The organism is Gammaproteobacteria bacterium (genome assembly GCA_016705365.1).
Lineage (GTDB): Bacteria > Pseudomonadota > Gammaproteobacteria > Pseudomonadales > UBA5518 > UBA5518.
On sequence record JADIYI010000005.1, the window covers coordinates 133,460 to 152,555 of the forward strand.

Annotated in this window: 20 protein-coding genes and 2 tRNA genes; 15 read left to right on the top strand and 7 right to left on the bottom strand. The window is 63.0% G+C overall.

The window, feature by feature from the left end:
• The first annotated feature begins 81 nt into the window (after positions 1-81).
• Positions 82-681: a hypothetical protein gene (locus IPF49_04375; GenBank protein ID MBK6286876.1), complete on the top strand. Its 600-nt coding sequence runs from the start codon at positions 82-84 to the stop codon at positions 679-681.
• Here the strand turns inward: IPF49_04375 and IPF49_04380 are convergent.
• The 3 genes from IPF49_04380 to IPF49_04390 are packed head-to-tail and all read right to left on the bottom strand — an operon-like array spanning position 648 to position 4,890.
• Complete coding sequence (locus IPF49_04380) at positions 648-3,005, bottom strand: response regulator (protein ID MBK6286877.1); 2,358 nt, start codon at positions 3,003-3,005, stop codon at positions 648-650. The two genes, IPF49_04375 and IPF49_04380, sit on opposite strands and share 34 nt — an antisense overlap.
• On the bottom strand, positions 3,002-3,385 hold the full coding sequence (locus IPF49_04385; GenBank protein MBK6286878.1) for a response regulator: 384 nt from the start codon (positions 3,383-3,385) through the stop codon (positions 3,002-3,004). Before IPF49_04385 ends, IPF49_04380 begins: the two co-directional genes overlap by 4 nt.
• Complete coding sequence (locus IPF49_04390) at positions 3,382-4,890, bottom strand: response regulator (protein ID MBK6286879.1); 1,509 nt, start codon at positions 4,888-4,890, stop codon at positions 3,382-3,384. The genes IPF49_04385 and IPF49_04390 overlap by 4 nt, the downstream gene beginning before the upstream one ends.
• A gap of 229 nt (positions 4,891-5,119) precedes the next feature.
• On the opposite strand from IPF49_04390, the gene IPF49_04395 reads away from it, so the two are divergent.
• Both IPF49_04395 and IPF49_04400 read left to right on the top strand, forming a co-directional pair.
• Complete coding sequence (locus tag IPF49_04395) at positions 5,120-5,764, top strand: Crp/Fnr family transcriptional regulator (protein MBK6286880.1); 645 nt, start codon at positions 5,120-5,122, stop codon at positions 5,762-5,764.
• A gap of 112 nt (positions 5,765-5,876) precedes the next feature.
• The gene (locus IPF49_04400; GenBank protein ID MBK6286881.1) at positions 5,877-6,020 is read left to right on the top strand and encodes a hypothetical protein; all 144 of its coding nucleotides are present in this window, start codon (positions 5,877-5,879) and stop codon (positions 6,018-6,020) included.
• A gap of 8 nt (positions 6,021-6,028) precedes the next feature.
• Here IPF49_04400 and IPF49_04405 read toward each other — a convergent pair whose 3' ends face one another.
• The gene (locus tag IPF49_04405) at positions 6,029-6,934 is read right to left on the bottom strand and encodes a recombination-associated protein RdgC (protein ID MBK6286882.1); all 906 of its coding nucleotides are present in this window, start codon (positions 6,932-6,934) and stop codon (positions 6,029-6,031) included.
• A 130-nt stretch (positions 6,935-7,064) separates the two neighbouring features.
• On the opposite strand from IPF49_04405, the gene IPF49_04410 reads away from it, so the two are divergent.
• From IPF49_04410 to IPF49_04460, 11 genes are all read left to right on the top strand, one after another.
• The gene (locus IPF49_04410) at positions 7,065-7,700 is read left to right on the top strand and encodes a MotA/TolQ/ExbB proton channel family protein (protein ID MBK6286883.1); all 636 of its coding nucleotides are present in this window, start codon (positions 7,065-7,067) and stop codon (positions 7,698-7,700) included.
• Entirely contained in the window at positions 7,697-8,119 is a 423-nt protein-coding gene (locus IPF49_04415) for a biopolymer transporter ExbD (protein MBK6286884.1), read from the top strand. The genes IPF49_04410 and IPF49_04415 overlap by 4 nt, the downstream gene beginning before the upstream one ends.
• 46 nt (positions 8,120-8,165) lie before the next feature.
• Positions 8,166-8,933 carry a 3-deoxy-manno-octulosonate cytidylyltransferase gene (gene kdsB / locus IPF49_04420; GenBank protein ID MBK6286885.1) on the top strand — a complete coding sequence of 256 codons (768 nt, stop codon included), beginning with the start codon at positions 8,166-8,168 and terminating at the stop codon, positions 8,931-8,933.
• Positions 8,930-9,943 carry a UDP-N-acetylmuramate dehydrogenase gene (gene murB, locus IPF49_04425; GenBank protein ID MBK6286886.1) on the top strand — a complete coding sequence of 338 codons (1,014 nt, stop codon included), beginning with the start codon at positions 8,930-8,932 and terminating at the stop codon, positions 9,941-9,943. The genes kdsB and murB overlap by 4 nt, the downstream gene beginning before the upstream one ends.
• Positions 9,944-10,588, top strand: a complete 645-nt coding sequence (locus IPF49_04430; GenBank protein MBK6286887.1) for an alpha-ketoglutarate-dependent dioxygenase AlkB — start codon at positions 9,944-9,946, stop codon at positions 10,586-10,588. It abuts the gene before it with no gap.
• Between the two features lie 129 nt (positions 10,589-10,717).
• Entirely contained in the window at positions 10,718-11,371 is a 654-nt protein-coding gene (locus tag IPF49_04435) for a response regulator (GenBank protein ID MBK6286888.1), read from the top strand.
• A 63-nt stretch (positions 11,372-11,434) separates the two neighbouring features.
• Positions 11,435-13,261, top strand: a complete 1,827-nt coding sequence (gene uvrC, locus IPF49_04440; protein ID MBK6286889.1) for an excinuclease ABC subunit UvrC — start codon at positions 11,435-11,437, stop codon at positions 13,259-13,261.
• A gap of 32 nt (positions 13,262-13,293) precedes the next feature.
• On the top strand, positions 13,294-13,869 hold the full coding sequence (gene pgsA / locus IPF49_04445; GenBank protein MBK6286890.1) for a CDP-diacylglycerol--glycerol-3-phosphate 3-phosphatidyltransferase: 576 nt from the start codon (positions 13,294-13,296) through the stop codon (positions 13,867-13,869).
• 72 nt (positions 13,870-13,941) lie between these two features.
• Positions 13,942-14,017 (top strand) — tRNA-Gly (locus tag IPF49_04450).
• 40 nt (positions 14,018-14,057) lie between these two features.
• Positions 14,058-14,131 (top strand) — tRNA-Cys (locus IPF49_04455).
• A 543-nt stretch (positions 14,132-14,674) separates the two neighbouring features.
• Positions 14,675-15,178 (top strand): DUF3617 family protein, encoded by a 504-nt coding sequence (locus IPF49_04460; GenBank protein MBK6286891.1) that lies wholly within the window; start codon positions 14,675-14,677, stop codon positions 15,176-15,178.
• Positions 15,179-15,195: 17 nt separating this feature from the next.
• Here IPF49_04460 and IPF49_04465 read toward each other — a convergent pair whose 3' ends face one another.
• The 3 genes from IPF49_04465 to IPF49_04475 all read right to left on the bottom strand — a co-directional run bounded on the left by IPF49_04465 (position 15,196) and on the right by IPF49_04475 (position 18,195).
• Positions 15,196-16,137, bottom strand: coding sequence for a hypothetical protein (locus IPF49_04465; GenBank protein MBK6286892.1), 942 nt, complete (start codon positions 16,135-16,137; stop codon positions 15,196-15,198).
• Entirely contained in the window at positions 16,134-17,219 is a 1,086-nt protein-coding gene (locus IPF49_04470; GenBank protein ID MBK6286893.1) for a phosphotransferase family protein, read from the bottom strand. Before IPF49_04470 ends, IPF49_04465 begins: the two co-directional genes overlap by 4 nt.
• A 256-nt stretch (positions 17,220-17,475) precedes the next feature.
• Positions 17,476-18,195, bottom strand: a complete 720-nt coding sequence (locus IPF49_04475) for a TetR/AcrR family transcriptional regulator C-terminal domain-containing protein (GenBank protein ID MBK6286894.1) — start codon at positions 18,193-18,195, stop codon at positions 17,476-17,478.
• Positions 18,196-18,356: 161 nt separating this feature from the next.
• On the opposite strand from IPF49_04475, the gene IPF49_04480 reads away from it, so the two are divergent.
• Positions 18,357-19,004 carry a hypothetical protein gene (locus IPF49_04480; GenBank protein MBK6286895.1) on the top strand — a complete coding sequence of 216 codons (648 nt, stop codon included), beginning with the start codon at positions 18,357-18,359 and terminating at the stop codon, positions 19,002-19,004.
• Positions 19,005-19,096 lie beyond the last annotated feature (92 nt).

Genomic DNA, 19,096 nt, shown 5'->3' on the forward strand with positions numbered 1-19,096 from the left:
GTCGTGCGCGAGGTGACAGGCGTTATACTTCGGGCAGGTCGTGCGCCCCGCCCGATCCAAGCCGACAGGAGATCGCCAACGATGGCGCGAGCCGCTGCTTCCTGCCTGCCAGCATTGCTCGCGGCATGTTTGGTCGCGGGCTGTCAATCGGGGCACAGGTCGACGTCGCCGGTCAGCGTCGACGAACCACATTCCGGTGGCGCAAGGGTTGCCAAGCCATCTCCGGTTCCGCTTGCGGCGCCACCGCAGGGGCCATCGGCGCCGACACCGACCACGGCTCCCGAAGACTTCGGGCAACTGCTCAGAACTTCCTATGCCGCTTACCAGAGCGGCGATTACGAGAATGCAATGCTCGGTTACGAGCGGGTTGTCGGGCATGCGGAAGATCCCCGTGACCAGGTGCGCTCACTGATAAGCCTGGCGATGATCCGCCTGCTGCCCTCGTCGAAGATGAAGGATGCGCAAGCCGCGGCGATCATCATGGAGGAGCTCGAGCGCCGGGTGAAGCAGAACGATCTGCAATACGAGTTTTTCGGAGAGCTCGAATTGCTGGAGCTGATCCAGGGACGCGAAGGCGAGAATGCCCGGTTGCGTGCCGCCAATGCCCAATTGCGCAAATCCCTGGCCGACAAGGAAGAACTGGTGCGTCAGCTGCGCGCGCTCAGTGTCGATGGGGGTTGATTCGCGGCGTCATCCGCCAGCTGCCCGGTTCGCGCCAGCACCGAGTCGATATCCGTTCCCTCGTGCAGGATCAACTGGTCGAGCTGCGCCCCGAGACGCTCGCGCGCATTGGCATGAAGGCCCGCTCCCTCGAGTACGAATACCGGTACCTTGCGCAGCGAGCGGTTGCGTCCGAGTTCCTCCGCCAGCGAAAACACATCCTCGCTGGGCAACCCCAGTGACAGCAGTATCAGGTCGGGCGGATTCTGCCTCGAGATGGCCAGCGCCTCGCCGGTGTGTTCGGTCGAGCTCACGTACCATCCCTGGTTGCACAGGCCGGCGATCAGCTTGTCGCGCGCATCGGAAGCGCTCTCGATCAGCAATACATGGCCCGCGCGGTCCCTGGGCGTCAGCCGTTCGAGGGTCTCTGCCAGACGGCGGCGGTTGACAGGCTTGTCGAGAAATTCCGCCGCACCGTGCTTCAGACCCTTGTCGCGGGCATCGAGCATGGACTGCAGGATCACCGGAATATCGCGCGTTTCGTCGTTGTCCTTGAGCACCGAAAGTACCGCCCAGCCATCCACCCCGGGCATCACCAGGTCGAGCACGATCAGGTCGGGGCGTTGCTCGCGCGCCAGCCGCAGGCCATCGTTGCCGTTGTCCGCCTCGAGCACGTGACAACCTTCCTGGCGCAATACCCGCGCGGTGATATCGCGGGCATCGGCGTCATCATCGATAACCAGCACCGTGTGCGCCGCGGTGTGCCGGTTTTGCGCGGGTCCGGCATCCGCATTGGCGACGGGGTCTGCTTGCATATCGGCGGCTGCCGCAGCCGCATCGACCGGGAGCTCCACCACGAACGTACTGCCTTTGCCCGGCTCGCTGCCGGCACGGATGGTACCGCCCAGCAATGCGCAGAATTCATGACACAGCGACAGACCGAGGCCGGTACCGCCGTACTTCTTGGTGGTCGAGGAATCCGCCTGCACAAAGGGCTCGAATACCGCATCGAGCTGTTCCGCGGTCATGCCGATGCCGGTATCGCTCACCCGAAAGCGCAGCCAGGGCATGCCTGCCTGGTCGAAGCTCTCGAAATCGATGTCCACCATGCCGTTATCGGTGAATTTGCAGGCATTGCTCAGCAGGTTCGAGAAAATCTGCCGGAAACGCGTCTGATCGCTGACGATGCCGGCCGCGAGCGGTTCGCCCGTGATGCTGATGGTGTTGTTGTTGCGCCGGGCGAGCGATTGCATGGTGGTCGCGAGTTCGTGCAGCACATCCAGCGCATCGAAGGGTTCGCGATACAGCGTCATCTTTCCGGTCTCGATCTTCGCCAGGTCGAGCACGTTGTTGATCAGCGACAGGAGATGCTGGCCGGCGGTATGGATACGCTGCATGTCCGCCGCCAGTTCGTCCGCGGGCAGCTCGGGTTCTTCCGCTGCCATTTCCACCAGCATCTCGCTGTAGCCGATGATTGCGTTCAGCGGGGTGCGCAGTTCGTGACTCATATTGGCCAGGAAGCCGCTCTTGGCGGCGTTGGCACGATCAGCCTGTACCCGCGCTTCCTGTACTTCGGCAACCGCGGCCTGCAGCTTGGCCGCCATGTCGTTGAACGCCGTCGCCAGCTGGCCGAATTCATCGCTCGAGAGAATCGGTATGCGGTACTCGAGATCTCCGCCACCGACCCGGACGGTGCCTTCGCGCAGACGCCGCAGCGATTCGTTGGTATGGCGGGTCAGCAGGAAGCCGAGCAGCGCGGTGAGCGCGATGGAGCTCAGGAACACCGCCAGCGTGACACGCCCGGTAACCCGGCCGGTGCGTTCCACCAGCCCGCTCTGCGCCCGCGATACATCCACGACCGCCGTCTCGAAACGATTGAGCACGGCCAGTGTCTGCCCGTGGAGGGTTTTCAGATCCTCGGCCGAGATCGTGCGCCGTGCCGGCCGGCGCAGATCCTGCAGGAACTGCTCCCAGTCGCGAAACAGTACCGTGGACTGGGTCGCCAGTGCCTGGTAGGCGTCGCGTGAATTCTGGTTGGTGTTGCGCGCCATGCGCCCGATCAGCGCGCGCATCTCGGTGATCTCGCGTGCTGCGCGCTCGGCTTCACCGGCGGAGATACCCTGGCCGGCTGAATCGCGCAACGTGGCCAATACCAGCAGTTGCTTGTGCAGGCTGTCGAGATCCTGGCGCAGAGTCGCCGTGTTGACCTGTCCGCGCACCGCATCGCTGACCGCATCGAGCGACTCGCGGATGGTGTGATTGCCGATGGAGAAGGTCACCACGTTCACCGCGAACAGGGCGAGAACGCCGAAGATCGCGAGGCTGAGCCGTTTGGCCAGTGTCATGGGCGTGGCCCCGGTCCGCGCTCGAGCAACGCGGCGATTTTTGCCAGCAGGCGGGTGAAATCGAGCGGCTTGGTTTCGTAGTCGTCGCAACCCGCGCGCACTGCGCGCTCGCGATCGTCGGACATGGCATGCGCGGTGAGGGCAATGATCGGCAGGTGTGCGCCGCGCGGATCGTCCCTGATCTCGCGAGCCGCGCTCCAGCCATCCTTCAATGGCAGGTTCATGTCCATCAGCACGATGTCCGGCAACTCGCCGAGGGCGGTGCTGACAGCCTGTTCGCCGTCAATGGCCAGCAGTACCTCGAAGCCCTTGCGCATCAGGCGCCGCGACAGCATGTCGCGGTTCATCTCGTTGTCTTCAACCAGCAGGATGCGCTTCATGACGCGACTCCCGCACCGGTCTCGGCGCGCACTCCGGTGATCGAGTAGACGGTCACTTCCGCGGCCATGCCCTTGGGTTGGGCGGTAAAACGGCGTCCCGTTTCCACCGCGCCGCCAACCTCCCCGATGGTGCTGGCCGATGCGAGTATCTCGCCGCCGGCCGTATAGGATTCGATGCGCGCGGTGAGATTGACGGTGTGCCCGACCACTCCATATTTGCTGCGCCGCTCGGAACCGATATTGCCGGCCACCACCTCACCGCTGTTCAGCCCGATGCCGATGCTGATCGGCGGCAAACCCAGTTCATGGTTGCGCCGGTTGATCCCCTCGACTGCCTCCTGCATGCGCAACGCGCAGACGATGGCCCGCAGTGCGTCATCCTCGCGGGTGACCGGGGCGCCGAAAATGGCAAGGATGCCATCGCCGATGAACTCGTCCACGGTGCCGTGATGTTCCATGATGATCTCCGACATCACGCCCAGGTAGTTGTTGAGCAGTTGCACCACCTGCCCGGGTTCGTGGCGCTCGCAGATCAGGCTGAAATTGCGGATATCGGCCATCAATATCGTGACCCGGCAACTGCTGCCGCCGAGATTCAGTCCCTGCGGGGTCTCGAGCAGCGCATCGACGATCTCGTCGGAGAGATAACGGCCGAAGGTGTTGCGGATGAAGCGCTCGTTGCGTTCCAGTTCGCGCCGGTACGCCTCTTCGCGATCATGCCAGCGTTTGCGCTGCAGCCCGGCATTCAGGCGCGCCTGCAGCAGTGTCGGGTTGAAGGGCTTGTTGAGATAGTCCTCGGCACCGGCCTCGATGCAGCGGATGACACCGCCGGTCTCGCTGAAACCGGAGACGATGATCACCGGTACCGCGCGCAGGCGCGGATCCGCCTTGATTTGCTGCAGTACTTCCAGGCCACTCATCCCGGGCATGATCAGGTCGAGAAACACCAGGTCAACCGTGGTGTCCTCGAGGATTGCCATGGCCTCCGGGCCCGAGGCGGCCGTCAGCACGCGATGCCCCTGGCGCAGCAGGTAGCGGGTCAGCAACTCGCGGCTTTGTTCGCTGTCGTCGATGACCAGCAGCCGGCCGCCCGGCGTGCCCGCTTGCTGTTCGGACCCGGTGAGCGGGTGCTGCGTCGCCCCGGGTCCGGCGCGCGGTTCCCCGGCGAGCACCTCGCCCACCGTGTTGCGCAGATCCTCGAGCGCGCGCGCGAGATCGGGGTGCAACTCGGCGGCGTGATCCTCGACCAGGAGTTCCACGTAGCCGCTGATCGCCCCCAGATGGTTGCGCAGGTCGTGCAGCAGTCGCTGGTGGTCGGGCTTGTCTTGTTGCGGCGCGAGACTGTCGGCGGCGCGCGCGGCCGCAAGGCTGCATTTCTCGAGGTCGGGCAGCAGGGCGGGTGCGTGCAGGTCTTCGGCCAGGGAAATCGCGTAGGCGACCTGCCGCTCGATCGAGCCGATGGCGGACAGCAGCGAGACGGGATCGGCGGTTTCGGTGGCGGACATGTGCGGCCTTCGGCTGACGAAGTCTCTTTTATACCCGCATTGGGTGTGCGCAGGAAACCCTGCCCCGGGGCCTCATAGGGTAACCACGAGCCGATGGAGAACATGCCAGGACGGGGTCAGGGGCGATGCGATGATGGTGCTTTGGCCGGGGAACCTTGTGCTATAGTTCCCCGGAGTTGTCGGAGTGACGAAAATCTGCGCGTGACCGGGAGGTCGGAACCGCATGTCGATGCTACCAAAGGTGGAGTTGTTTGCGGGCCTGTCGGAGGACGAACAGGCCGCGCTCGAGGGTTCCTGCGTTACCCGAAACTATCCGCGAAATACCGTGGTGATCAACGAAAACGATTTCGCGGATTCGCTGTACGTGATCGAAAGTGGACGGGTGAAGGTCTATTGCAGCGACAAGAACGGCAAGGAATACATCATGAACACCCTTGGGCCGGGTGACTACTTCGGCGAGCTGGCCCTGCTCGACGATGACCGGCGCTCGGCCTCGGTGCGCACGCTCGAGAAATCGACCTTCACGATCATGTTCAAGGACGAGTTCCACGCAACCATGGGGCGGCACCCGAATATCGCCCAGACGCTGATGCGCAATCTCACCCGACGGGTGCGCAAGCTCACCGAAAACGTCAAGAGCCTGGCACTGCAGGATGTCTACGGACGGGTCACCAAGGTGCTGATGACGCTCGCGGAACCGCGCGGCGACAAGCTCTATATCGAGGAGCGTCTCACCCAGCAGGACATTGCCGACCGGGTCGGTGCGTCACGCGAAATGGTGGCGCGGATCCTCAAGGACCTGGCCATCGGCGAGTACATCAGTTTCGAAGGCAAGAACATCATCATCAACGGCAAGCTGCCCACCAGCTACTGAGCCGTTCGCGTAACTATTCACGAGCCTGGCGGCCTTTTCAGGCGTGGGCGCGATGTTATAGTCCGGTCATCGATGCATTCAGCCCCACGGGCCACTGTACATCACGATAGCCATGACCGGACGCAAGACAGAACATACCTGGTGGCAGGAGATCACCCGCAGCGATCGCTTCAACGGCGTCGAGTGGCTGTTGCTGGGCGTATCGGCATTTGCCCTTGCCGGTGCGCTGATGGTGCTGACGCAGGTGCTGGTCTGAGCTTGGGCTCAGCTCTCGGCACTGCCGAAAACGTCCAGAAGGTCCTCGCACAGACGATCGAGTTCCAGTGACATCAGGGCGAAATCCGCATCGAAGCGTGCGGCTGCGTCCAGTTCCTCGTCGTTGCCGCTCTCGCGTTGCACGATTTCCGCGAACTTCAACCCCTTCAGCGCCAGGTCCTCGGCGAGCACGAAGTTGAGCCGGTCGTTCCAGCACAGGCCCAGCCCGTTGACCTGCTTGCCGGCCTCGAGATGGCCGCGGACCTCCTGGGTGGCCAGCTCCTGCTGGCGGCAGCGCACCACATTGGCCTGGTGCAGGGTGTCGCGCATATCGACGTGCTGGCCGAGGCGAAATGGCCGTGGCAGCCTTCCTCCGGCCAGCCAGCGGGTCATCAACTCGGTCGGGTTGTGCTTGGGTACCAGGGGCTTGATCGGCAAGCGCCCGATGCTGTCGCGCAGCAGGTTGAGCAGATCCTCGGCCTTGGCCGGCGTGGCGGCATCCACCAGCAACAGCTCGCGTCGCGCGGCCAGGAACGCACCGGTCTGGTAAGAGCGGGTCAGCGCCCGTGGCAGCAGGGTCTGGATCACATCGTCCTTCAGGTCGGCACGTTCGCGGCGTCCGAGCTTGCGCGCTTCCCGGGTTTCCAGATCGAGGATTTTCTCGTCCAGCACCTCGCGTATCGCCGCGGGCGGCAGCAGCCGTTGCTGGGTACGGGCGCACAGCAGGTGAAAATCGCCGATCGTGTGCACCAGCTGCGCGGTGTTGGGCCCCATCGGCGGCACCCAGCCCATGCGCGAGGATTCCATCCCGGAGCAGGGCCGAAACGCCGATTCGAGCAATTTTTCGCCGAGTTCCCCGATCGGGCAGGGCAATGCTTCGCTGAGACGGTAGATACGCAGGTTCTTGAACCACATGGTCGGGGCCGGGCTGTTGCGAGGGCTGCGGATTATGGACGAACGTGCTGCCGATGACCACGCGCAATTGGTACCCCGATGAAGCCTCCACTACAATGCCCGGGTCCCGGAACCAGAAGAGTGCATGCCTGTGTGGGAGCTGATCAAATCCGGTGGCTGGCTGATGCTGCCGATCATTGCCTGCTCGATAGGCGCGGTTGCCATCGCCATCGAGCGCTGGTGGACACTGGATTACCACAAGGTGGTGCCGCGCAACACGCTGGCCGAATTGTGGGACTGGATCCGCAAGAACGAACTCAGCGCCGAGCGGCTGCGCGGTCTCAAGCTTTCCTCGCCGCTCGGGCGCATTCTGGCCGCAGGCATCAGCAACTCGCACCATGGGCGCGAGGTAATGAAAGAGAGCATCCAGGAAGCCGCCAGCCACGTGATCCATGATCTCGAGCGTTATCTCAACACGCTCGGCACCATTGCCGCGATCACCCCGCTGCTCGGTTTGCTCGGCACCGTGGTTGGCATGATCCAGGTGTTTTCCGACGTGATGCTGCACGGCACCGGCAATGCCGAGCTGCTGGCCGGGGGGATCTCCAAGGCGCTGATCACCACCGCGGCCGGGCTGAGCGTGGCGATCCCCTCGCTGATCGTGCACCGTCATTTCCTGCGCCGTGTCGATACCATCGTGGTGGGGCTGGAGCAGGAGTCGATCAAACTGGTCGATGCGATGCACGGCGGTCGCCCGGTGGATGTGAAAGAGAGCCGCGCCAGGTGAAGTTCCAGCGCAAGCAGCGCGTGGAGAGCGGCATCGATGTGACGCCGCTGATCGATGTCGTGTTCCTGATGCTGATTTTCTTCATGGTCTCGACCACGTTCACGCGCGAAGCGCATCTGCAACTGACGCTTCCCGAGGCCGATGCGACCCCTTCGGTGGACGAAGGCGAGCGCCTGGAGATCATCGTCAGCGCGACCGGTACCTACGCCCTGAACGGCAAGGTGCTGGTCAACACCCAGATCGAGACGGTGATGGCGGCGCTGCGCGATCAGTCGGGCGGCGATACCGCACAACCGCTGGTGATCACCGCCGATGCCAAGGCGACGCACGAGCTGGTGGTGCGGGTGATGGACGCGGCGGGGAGACTCGGCTTCGTGAACCTGAGCATCACCACGCGCCTGCCTGACGAGGGCGGTTGAGGCGCGGCCCCGGCTCCATCGACCACCACCCTGCGAGGACCGACCAGTGAGCTTTACGGTAGTGATTCCCGCGCGTTTTGCTTCGACCCGTCTGCCGGGCAAGCCGTTGCTCGAAATTGCCGGACGACCGATGCTCCGCCACGTCTACGAAAGGGCCTGCGCCTGTGCCGCCGGCCGCGTGGTGATCGCCACCGACGACGAGCGGATCCGCAGCGCGGCCGAGGCCTTTGGTGCCGAGGTCTGCATGACCTCGGCCGAGCATCCGTCCGGCACTGACCGGCTGCAGGAGGCGGTGGCCGCGCTGGGCCTGCCCGAGGAGGCGATCGTGGTGAACGTGCAGGGCGATGAGCCGTTGATACCGCCGCAGGTGATCGACCAGGTGGCGGCCAATCTCGCCGCGCACCGCGACTGCGGCATCGCCACCCTGTGCGAGCCACTGAGTGAACTCGCGCAGTTCAACGATCCGAATGTGGTCAAGGTGGTGCGCGGCGAGAACGGGCGCGCGCTGTACTTCAGTCGTGCCCCGGTGCCCTGGCCGCGCGATGCGTTCGCGCGTTCGCGCGATCGCATGCCCGCGGGCTTTCATGCGCTGCGTCATGTTGGCATCTACGCCTACCGGGTGGAATTTCTCAACCACTTCGTCAACTGGCGGGTGGGTTACCTGGAGGCGCTGGAGTCGCTGGAGCAATTGCGCGCGCTCGAACACGGCGTCGGGATTCACGTGGACGAAGCCTGCGTCGCGATACCCGCGGGTGTCGATACGCCGGGCGACCTCGAGCGGGTCAACCGCCTGCTGGCCGGCGCGCGCCGCTGATCATGGAAGTTCTCGAGAACGCGTCGCTCACGCATTGCAATACCCTGAGGCTCGAGTCACGCGCGCGCTGCCTGGTGGCGGTGGATTCGCCGGATACGCTGCGCGAAGTGCTGGCGCTGGCGCGCAGGCGCGCACTGGCGCTGCGGGTGCTCGGCGGTGGCAGCAACGTGGTGCTGCGCGAGCATATCGATGCCCTGGTGCTGCTGATGCGTCTGCAGGGGCAGGAGTTGTTGCAGAGCTCGGACCAGCGGGTGGTGGTGCGCGTGGCGGCCGGTGTACCGTGGCACGCGTTCGTGCTCGATTGTCATCGGCGCGGCTGGTACGGACTGGAAAACCTCGCCCTGATACCGGGAACGGTTGGCGCCGCGCCGCTGCAGAATATCGGTGCCTACGGGGTGGAGATCGGCGAATTCGTGCGCGAGGTCGCGGCCTTCGATCGCGCCTCGGGAGATGCCGTCACGCTCGATCACGCGGCGTGCCGGTTCGCTTACCGTCACAGCATCTTCAAGGGCGAACTGGCCGAGCAGCTGGTGATCGGCTCGGTGACGCTCGACATTCCGATCGCGCGTGCGCCGCGCAGCGACTATCCGGTCCTGCGTGAAAAACTGCAGGCAATCGAATCGCCCGCGGCGGGGGATGTGCTGCGCGCGGTGATCGCCATCCGCCAGGCGCGTCTGCCCGATCCGGCGGTGTTGCCCAACGCAGGAAGTTTTTTCAAGAATCCGGTCATCGACGAGCAGCAATTCGCACGCTTGCGTGTGCGTGCTCCCGGCGTGGTGCATTGGCCCTACCAGGGTGCGGTGAAACTCGCCGCCGCCTGGCTGGTCGACCAGGCGGGATGGAAAGCTCATCGCAGCGGTGATGCCGGTGTGCATGCCAACCAGGCCCTGGTGCTGGTGAACCATGCGCATGCCCGCGCCAGCGATATGCTGGCGCTTGCGGCACGCATCCAGGCATCGGTCAGCGAGCGCTTTGGCGTCGAGCTCGAACTCGAGCCCGCGGTGTATTGAATGAGTGTCACGGTGCGCCACGCGCACGGCGAGCGCATCCCGATCGATGACGGAGGACTGCTGCTGTTTGGCGACGCCTTTGCGAGTGACGGCGCGCAGCTGATGGAGTCGCTGCTCGTCGATGTGCGCTGGACCCGGCATCGATTGCAGCTGTTCGGGAAACGCATCGATGCGCCGCGCCTCAGCGCCTGGCACGCCGAGCCGGGGTGCAACTACCGCTATTCGGGTCTCGACCTCGAGCCCGAGCCCCTCGATCGTGCATTGTGTGCCATGCGTGAGCGCATCGAGCGGCTGACCGGCCAGGTGTTCAACAGCGTGTTGCTGAATCTCTATCGCGACGGACAGGACAGCATGTCCTGGCACAGTGACGACGAGCCGGAGCTGGGACCGGCGCCGGTCATCGCGTCGCTGAGTCTCGGCGCCACGCGCCACTTCCGTCTGCGCCGGCGCGGACAAACGCGTACCACGCTCAGCCTCGATCTCGAAGGCGGATCGCTGCTGCTGATGGAGGCGCCGCTGCAGCAACACTGGCAGCACTGCATCCCGAAGACCCGCCGGCAAACGGGCCCGCGCATCAACCTTACGTGGCGGCAAATCCTGCCGCATTCCAGTTCGCCGGTGAGTCTGACCCGAATGGGTCAATGATCGATTCGCGCGCGAGAAATCGCTGGACAGTATTCGCGCGGCTGTAATATTTTCGCTCTCCCTGTTTCCGCAAGCGCCACCGAGCAGGCAGTACCGCGGCGTTCCTTGCACCAGTCGGAGGGATTCGGCATGGGCACTGCAGCTTCCGAGCACGCCATTTCCGTGCTGATGGTCGATGATCACGACATCGTGCGTCGTGGCATCGCGAGCACGCTGGGGGAAATCCCCGATATACGCATTCTCGGCGAGGCAGCCTCGGGCGAGGAGGCCATCCGGCTCGCACGCAGCCTGTGTCCCGACGTGGTGCTGATGGATCTGCGCATGCCGGGTATCGGTGGACTGGAAGCCGCACGCCGAATTCATATCGCGCTGCCCGCGACCCGCATCGTCGCGGTGACTGCCTGGGATGCCGAACCGCCGCAGCGCTTGCACAAGAGCGGAATTTCCGCCTGTGTCGGCAAGAACGTGGCACGGGCCGAACTCGAGGCGGTGATTCGCCGCGTCTGCGAGGGGCGGCGAAGCGCGGCGTGCGCGGTCGCGACGGCGCAGGTGGACGCAGGCACAGCAAATCCCTTCGATCTCCTGACGGGCCGCGAAATGCAGGTTTGCGCACTGATGCTGACCGGCGAGAAAGCGGTGCAGATCGCCCGCGAGCTGTTCATCACCACCAAGACCGTGCACACCTTCCGCTACCGGATTTTCGAGAAACTCGGTGTCAACGGCGAGGTGGGGCTGACCAGGCTCGCGGCCTGCCACGGGGTGATAGGCGCACAACCGGCCTGAAGGCTGCGGCTATAATCCCGGCTGCCGCCGCGCAGCGGGCGCGGCTTCCTGCGGGAACTCACGATGACCGGCTTCGATGCCGCATCCTATGTGCGCAACCTCACCGAATTGCCGGGCGTCTACCAGATGTACGACGCCAGTGGTGCGCTGCTTTATGTCGGCAAGGCGCGCAATCTGCGCAAGCGCGTGGCGAGCTATTTCCGCGACAGCGGGCAGGGCGCCAGGACCGAGGCGCTGGTAGCACGTATCGCGGAGATCCAGGTCACCGTTACCGGCAGCGAAACCGGTGCGCTGCTGCTCGAGCAGAACCTGATCAAGAGCCAGCACCCACCGTTCAATATCCTGTTGCGCGACGATAAATCCTATCCGTACATATTCCTGTCGCAGGGGGAGCAGTTTCCACGGCTGGGTTTTCATCGTGGCGCCAAGCGCGCGAACGGGCGTTATTTCGGCCCTTTTCCCAGCTCCTCGGCGGTTCGCGAGAGCCTGAACCTGCTGCAGAAAGTGTTTCGCGTGCGCCAGTGCGAGGACAGTTTTTTCCGCAATCGCTCGCGCCCCTGCCTGCAGTACCAGATACAGCGTTGCTCGGGCCCCTGCGTGGGCCTGGTGGATGAGGCCGAATATGCCGAGTCCGTGCATGACACCGCATTGTTTCTCGAGGGCAAGAGCACGGTGCTCGCAAGCGAGTTGGCCGACCGGATGGAGCGGGCCGCGGCGGCACTCGAGTTCGAGCGCGCCGCCGTGCTGCGCGACCAGATCAGGCATCTGCAGGCGGTGCGCGAAAAGCAGTTCATCGAGAGTGGTGACGGCATCATCGACGTGATTGCCGCGGCCGCCGGCCCCGGAGCGGCCTGCGTACAGGCGTTGTTCGTGCGTGATGGCCGTATTCTCGGCAGCAAAAGCTATTTTCCGCGCTGTCGCATCGAGGAATCGGCGGCCGAGGTGCTGGCCGCGTTCGTGCCCCAGTTTTATTTCGGCGCCCGGGGCGAACGGCAGATTCCCGCCGAAATCCTCGTCAGCGAGCAGCTCGAGGACGCCGATCTGCTGAGCGAAGCCCTGGCCGGGGCGGCCGGGCGCAAGGTCGCCGTCAGCACCCGGGTGCGTGCCTCGCGCGCGCAGTGGCTGAAACTTGCCGTGCAGACCGCGCAGCAGAACCTCGGCGGCTTTCTCGCCAGCCGCCAGCGCATGCACGAACAACTCGCCGAGCTCCAGGACGCATTGGGTCTCGAGGCGGTGCCTGAACGTATCGAATGTTTCGACATCAGTCACAGCGCCGGCGAGCTGGCGGTGGCATCCTGCGTGGTGTTCGATGGCGGTGGTCCGCTCAAATCCGATTACCGGCGCTTCAATATCGAGGACATCACACCCGGTGACGATTACGCGGCGATGCGCCAGGCACTCGAGCGCCGCTATACGCGGCTCAAATCGGGCGAGGGCAGACTTCCCGACCTGTTGCTGATCGACGGTGGCAAGGGGCAGATGAGCGAGGCGCTGAAGGTGCTGGAAGAATTGCAGATCGAGGGCGTGACGGTGGTTGCGGTCGCCAAGGGAACGACCCGCAGGCCCGGCCTCGAGACCCTGGTCGTCGGACTGGAGCGCCGCGAACGCGTGCTGGCGCCCGATTCGACCGCGCTGCACCTGATCCAGCAGGTACGCGACGAGGCGCACCGCTTTGCGATCAGTGCCCTGCAGAAGCGGCGCGGCAAGAAAAGCCGTGCCTCGCCGCTCGAGGGTATTGCCGGGGTGGGACCCAAGCGGCGGCGCGAGCTGTTACGCTATTTCGGAGGCTTGCAGGGCATCGAGCGTGCCAGTCTCGAGGAACTCGTCCGGGTGCCGACGATAAGCCGCAGAATTGCCGAGGATGTGTATGCGGCGTTTCATAATCAATAGAATGTCCCGGCTACGGGCCTGACGGTGCTGCAATGAATATTCCGAATATGCTGACGTTGTTCCGCATCGCGCTGATCCCGGTGTTCGTGCTGGTGTTCTTCCTCCCGTTTCACTGGAGCTACATGGCCTCGGCGGTGATCTTCGTGCTCGCTTCGCTGACCGACTGGCTCGATGGGTACCTCGCGCGGCGGCTCGACCAGTCGACCTCCTTTGGCGCCTTTCTCGATCCGGTTGCCGACAAGCTGATGGTGGTGATCGCGCTGGTGCTGCTGGTCACCCAGCAGGATACCGTGTGGTTCACGGTGCCGGCTCTGGTGGTGGTGGGGCGCGAGATCCTGGTTTCGGCGTTGCGCGAATGGATGGCGGAAATCGGCAAGCGCACCAGCGTTGCGGTGTCCTACCTGGGCAAGGTCAAGACCTTTCTGCAGATGATCGCGATCATCGTGTTGCTGGCCGTGGACCCGCACAGCGGCGGTCATTACCTGGCCCTCGGCTACCTGATGTTCTACGTGGCGGCGCTGTTGACGCTGTGGTCCGCGGTGGTTTATGTGCGCGCCGCGTGGGGCGATCTGTCGGATGCGGCGACGCGGCGCGCGCCGGAAAAATGACCGGCACGCCGTTCTTGACACTCGGGCTTCGCTCACTAGAATACGCAGGCCTTCCAGTTGAAGTGCAGATACGCGGGAATAGCTCAGTTGGTAGAGCGCAACCTTGCCAAGGTTGAGGTCGCCGGTTCGAACCCGGTTTCCCGCTCCAGATTCTCCGGCCCTCCCAGAGGGTTGTTGAAAACTCTCAAGGCGCGGTGGCAGAGTGGTCATGCAGCGGACTGCAACTCCGCGCACGCCGGTTCGATTCCGACCCGCGCCTCCAAATACGGAAAACGCCCGGACGCGACGCTACCGCCCCTGATTTGGTAGCATCGCGCGGGCCAGTGTGTTCCGCATGCCTTCCCTGCCCGGGTGGCGAAATTGGTAGACGCAAGGGACTTATGACGATTGAGCACCCGGTTCGGAAACGGCCGGCGTGAATGGGGTCAAATTCGGGGAAACCTCAGCACCCAAGGTGGTGGCAATCCCGAGCTAAGCCCTGGCATTGCCAGGGAAAGTGTAGAGACTTGACGGCCCCCGCCTGCAGGCCCGCCAGGGTCCATGGCGAAGAGAAAGTCCAGACCACGAAAGCGCGCAAGCGCCGCGGCGAAAGCCGAAGTGGCAAGAAAATCCCTCGGCCGGTAACGGCCGTACCGGTTCGATTCCGGTCCCGGGCACCATATCCTCCTCTCATATCATCCAGTAAAGCCGTATAAAAACCTGTGAATACGGGATATTGTGCGATTCAATAATCCCAGGGGACTCGCGTGGACCGAAAAAGCGGTTTACGCCTCCTAATCTACCCGACTCACTTAGGGAGATCAGCATGAAGATCGTATTTGCTGCCTTGCTATTGTCCGTATTGCCGCTCGTCAGTCATGCCGACAACCTGGATATCAGGACCGGTGCCTGGGAGGTTACGCAAAGCACGGCGGTGGCGGGCATGATGATCCCGGAAGATACGCTGGCAAGCATGCCGCCCGCCCAGCGCGCCAAGGTCGAAGCGGCGATGCGCGCGCGTGCGGGCAAGGTGAACAAGACGGTGATGCACACTTGTGTGACCAAGCAGGATCTCGACCGCAATGAGCTGCTTGGAAAAGAGAACGCGAACTGCAAGCGCACGGTGATTACGCAGAACACACGGCACCTCGAGATCGAGGAGACTTGCACGGCACCGGAGCCCCGCACGTCCCGCTTCAAGTTCGATGCGACGTCGGCGGAGGCTTACACGGGCACCATCGACGTGACCCAGGGTGGCGGGGGTCAGGTACATGTCGATATGAGCGGTCGCTGGACCGCCTCGACCTGCAAGAAAGGCGACGATGACTGAGCCGCAGGAGGGCATTGTTACAGCTTGAGAAATCGCCGGAAAAACTGCCGCGCACCGGCCGCGGTCCAGTTATCGTGATCTTCGCCGTAGGCATCAAGACCATCAAACTGCCAGTGTGTCAGGCAGTTCCAGGTAAACAGGTTGGGATTGATATGAAACCCAATCTTGTTCAAGCCCCGGCCTTCAGCACGCAATGCGCGCCCCAGGGCATCCTCTGCCTCGATCAACACACGGGTCGGGCAACCCGTCCCGGGATCGCGTTCCAGCACCGTACGCTTGCCGCTCGCCAGTTTGGCATACTCGCCATTGCGCAGGTAATAACCGTGAATGTGGAGGTAATCGCCTTCGGTAAACGCCATGCTGATCATGTGAAACGCATTCCGGTCATCGGCGGTTGCATAGCTGTAGCCGCTGGCGACGGCACCGCTGCCGTGAATGTCGGCACCGAACTGGGTGCGGTGGGACCATGAGCGGTCACGCATACCGTAGCTATCGACCCGGTAGGTCTGATCCGCGAGGCGAATACTGCCCAGGTAACGACCTGGCTGCTCAAAATGACTGCCGGACAAATAGTTGGGCTCCGCGATCGCGCTAAAGCAAAGGTTCACCTCGGCTTCACCGGCATCGGGGTCCAGATAGTGCAATTCGAATTTTTGCATCGGCTCCAGGCAGCGAATACGCATGCCGTTGGCGAGTGAAATATCGCTGAGCTCCTGCCTGGGCATCGGCAGATGCCAGAAGTTTTTGCCAAACCGGATAGTGTGCGGCTGGTGCCCCGAATCGTCCCAGAAGAACGCGCCCGCCGCAGCAACATTCTGGTTGGTACGAAAAAAGGGATAGAGCTGGCCAGACAGGCGATGTTCAGGCACGGCAAACGTCCACCAGCAGGTTTCCGTCCAGTAGGGATCATCATCCTCGGGTGGATGAAAGCAATCATCAGGGTGCATTTCAGTCATCATCGCTCGTGCCCTTCCAGCATCGCCGTCATCATGGCCGCTACCGGATTTTCCAGCCAGATAGTGTGATCCTCCGGAATCACACCGCGCTTGACCCAGCGGTTCATTACCGACACCACCAGCACCGAATAGCGTACTGCCGCATACAATTCGTAAAAATGCAGGTCGCCAAACGCATGGCCGCTGCACTGCTCAAAACAAGCCTGTTGCTCCTGCCGGGTCAACTCCCCGGGCAGCCGCTCAATCCCCTGCGCCTCGTGGGCATAGCGATCGAACATCAGCCACCAGCCGATGTCCGTGGCAGCGGGCGCCAGCGTCATGGATTCGAAATCACAGACACACTGGCAGGTGAAATCCCGCCAGATCATATTGCCGGGGCGTGCGTCGCCCCAGCAAATGACCGGCTCGCCGACGTCAATCACACCGCTGCGCAATTGCTCGAACAACCAGGCAAACGCGCGATCCATATCGGGATGCACCCGCCCCGCCAGCTCCTGCCTCGCGTGCTCCCGCCAGAGCTGCAGATCGCGAACCAGATCGGGGCCGCCATCAACCAGCCACTCGGCGCCCGCTGCACGCCAGTCAACCCGGTGAATCTTCGCCATGGTCTCCAGACCGTGTTGCAGCATCTGTTTACGCTGCTGCGGCAAGGCTTCAGTGAAAAACCCTTCGAAGGTGTAAATTGGATCCTCGATAGGCACATCACCACCGATATACTCCATCGCAAAAAACGGCAACCCCAGCAACGAGGGATCCGGCTCCAGAGCAATCAGCGGAGCGACCGGCACTTCACTGTGGCTGTGGAGCAATTCAATCGCCCGGTACTGCTGCTCGATCGCGGAAGAAAACGCGCTGCAGTGCTTGGGGTAAACAATGCTGGACTCCGGTTCCATGCGCACTACGACGCGCTCCGTGCGGGTTTGACCCGCGCGAGTGACGCTTGCCGGAATAATCATCGTAGTCGCCGAGTAGCCACTGCCCTCCGGCTTTGCCATACCCTCGGCGATCGTCAACGCATCAACGCCCGCCCAATGTTGCAGCAGCCATTGCTCGAGCTTCAGGCTGAATTGCGTATCCGTTTCCATCGCCCGGGCTCTCTGCTGTTATTTTCAACCGCATGGTAATCGATAAGCGATGGCGTGGCTCCAACGTGTGACAGACCCAAGTCGGGGGACACCGCGTTTTGCCACGGCTGAACAGCGGCGGTTCATGCGTAACCGTGGCGAGTTTCATGGTCGGGGTGGATGACCGAGGTGCGTCCCGCGCGGTGCGGCAATCCCGATCACGGGGCTTGATATCGTGGTCAGCAAGGCAACTGTGACTGCAACAAGCTGCGGAAACTCACTTCTCGAACGCCCGGATGATCTGCCGCAGGCCGGCGAGAAACTGGGTATCCTCCGAGGAGGATGCAATCTGTGCGGCCAACTCGACGACCTTCGGGTATCGGTTACGCGAGAGCACTTCATAGCGGGCTTTGCGCTGGCGCAATTGCTCCTCGTCATCCCCATCCGTAGCCGCAAGCCCGGAGCCATGCCCCATCAACACCACGGCACCAATGGTATAGGCCATCGCCGTGTGAAACAGCCGGGCCGCCCGCTCGGCCGGCAACCCGGCCCGACACAGCACGGCGAGTATCTTTTCCATGACAGCCAGCGCGTTACCGGCTTGGTAGATGGCACCATTCAGCAACGGGATGATGCCTGGGTGTTCGCAAAGTGCCTTGCGCATCAGCAGGTAGGATTGCGCCAGCCACTCTCTCCAGTCTTCTGCCTCATGATTGGTGACGTCGTAATTTCCCACCACCAGGTCGACCAACTCGTCCTCGATCTCGGTCTTGTTCTTGTAGTGACGGTAGATCGCCATGGGGGTAACCCCCAGCGCGGCCGCCAGCTTGCGGATCGTCAAACCCTCCAGGCCGTCGCTGTCCACGATGGCCAGCGTCGAGCGCAGGATCAGCTCCCGCGACAGTGCCGTCCGTCCGGCTTTCGCTTTATCGAATTTCTTTGCAGCCATATCCGGTTTGAGTTCTTGATCGACTACAGGGTCGCCGCATTCTAGCAACCATCCTCCCTGCCGAGCCTATAGTCGCCGAAGTTGACTCAGATCAAGCGACAGGCACAAATTCCAGAAAGTGCATCTACATTGAAGTATACGATGTATACCGTATAAAAATCAGTACACCTCGCTTGAAGAATACGGGCAAACGACGGGAGATTGTCACCATGCACGCTAAAGGGCTGAGCATTCCTGCCAGTGAATTATCCCGGCCAGGTGCCGAAATCTGGCAACAGGCAGAGCGCACCAGAATACCCCTGGCCGGTGTTCCGCTGTCACTGCAGCCCACGGAATTCATTAAAAATACCTTCCGCAATCAGCCGGTTGGCACAACCGCGGAGCTGCAGTTCAGCGCTCTGCACAACGGCGAGGTGATCGCCCTGCGCCTGGAGTGGGCGGATCCCGATCGGGACACCGATATCGATGACAACGACCACTTCCCCGATGGCGCGGCGCTGATGTTTCCGTTCAAGGGCGATGCCCCCCTGGTCACCATGGGTTCCAAAGAGCAGCCGGTCAACGCCTGGCACTGGCGCGCCGACCGCGAGGGCGTGGCACATAACAATATCGCCGTCGGTCTGGGCACCAGCCGGGTGACCAGCGGAGCGGAGATCAGCACCCGTGCCAATCATGAAAATGCGCGCTGGCAGGTGGTATTCCTCCGTCAACTGCAGCGTCAGGGCGTGGATACCACCGTGCAATTCAGCCCGGGCCAGACCACCCGGATCGCCTTTGCGGTCTGGCAAGGCAGCAATGGTGAACGTGCCGGTCTGAAAGCCTTTTCTCCCGGTTGGCACGAATTCACCCTGGCCTGAATCGACAGGAGCGCAGTGATGTCTCGAAATCCCGGCGGATCAAGAAATCAGACCGGTCGCATGATCGACGGTGAGCTGCAGCAATCGAAGCG

What these genes read in the sequence shown, in the direction of transcription:
- IPF49_04375 (MBK6286876.1), top strand. Translation starts at nt 82, where the DNA reads ATGGCGCGAGCCGCTGCTTCCTGCCTGCCAGCATTGCTCGCGGCATGT.
- IPF49_04390 (MBK6286879.1), bottom strand. Translation starts at nt 4,890, where the DNA reads ATGTCCGCCACCGAAACCGCCGATCCCGTCTCGCTGCTGTCCGCCATC.
- pgsA (MBK6286890.1), top strand. Translation starts at nt 13,294, where the DNA reads ATGAATATTCCGAATATGCTGACGTTGTTCCGCATCGCGCTGATCCCG.
- IPF49_04430 (MBK6286887.1), top strand. Translation starts at nt 9,944, where the DNA reads ATGAGTGTCACGGTGCGCCACGCGCACGGCGAGCGCATCCCGATCGAT.
- IPF49_04480 (MBK6286895.1), top strand. Translation starts at nt 18,357, where the DNA reads ATGCACGCTAAAGGGCTGAGCATTCCTGCCAGTGAATTATCCCGGCCA.
- IPF49_04400 (MBK6286881.1), top strand. Translation starts at nt 5,877, where the DNA reads ATGACCGGACGCAAGACAGAACATACCTGGTGGCAGGAGATCACCCGC.
- IPF49_04460 (MBK6286891.1), top strand. Translation starts at nt 14,675, where the DNA reads ATGAAGATCGTATTTGCTGCCTTGCTATTGTCCGTATTGCCGCTCGTC.
- IPF49_04395 (MBK6286880.1), top strand. Translation starts at nt 5,120, where the DNA reads ATGCTACCAAAGGTGGAGTTGTTTGCGGGCCTGTCGGAGGACGAACAG.
- IPF49_04470 (MBK6286893.1), bottom strand. Translation starts at nt 17,219, where the DNA reads ATGGAAACGGATACGCAATTCAGCCTGAAGCTCGAGCAATGGCTGCTG.
- IPF49_04380 (MBK6286877.1), bottom strand. Translation starts at nt 3,005, where the DNA reads ATGACACTGGCCAAACGGCTCAGCCTCGCGATCTTCGGCGTTCTCGCC.
- IPF49_04405 (MBK6286882.1), bottom strand. Translation starts at nt 6,934, where the DNA reads ATGTGGTTCAAGAACCTGCGTATCTACCGTCTCAGCGAAGCATTGCCC.
- uvrC (MBK6286889.1), top strand. Translation starts at nt 11,435, where the DNA reads ATGACCGGCTTCGATGCCGCATCCTATGTGCGCAACCTCACCGAATTG.
- IPF49_04385 (MBK6286878.1), bottom strand. Translation starts at nt 3,385, where the DNA reads ATGAAGCGCATCCTGCTGGTTGAAGACAACGAGATGAACCGCGACATG.
- IPF49_04465 (MBK6286892.1), bottom strand. Translation starts at nt 16,137, where the DNA reads ATGATGACTGAAATGCACCCTGATGATTGCTTTCATCCACCCGAGGAT.
- IPF49_04435 (MBK6286888.1), top strand. Translation starts at nt 10,718, where the DNA reads ATGGGCACTGCAGCTTCCGAGCACGCCATTTCCGTGCTGATGGTCGAT.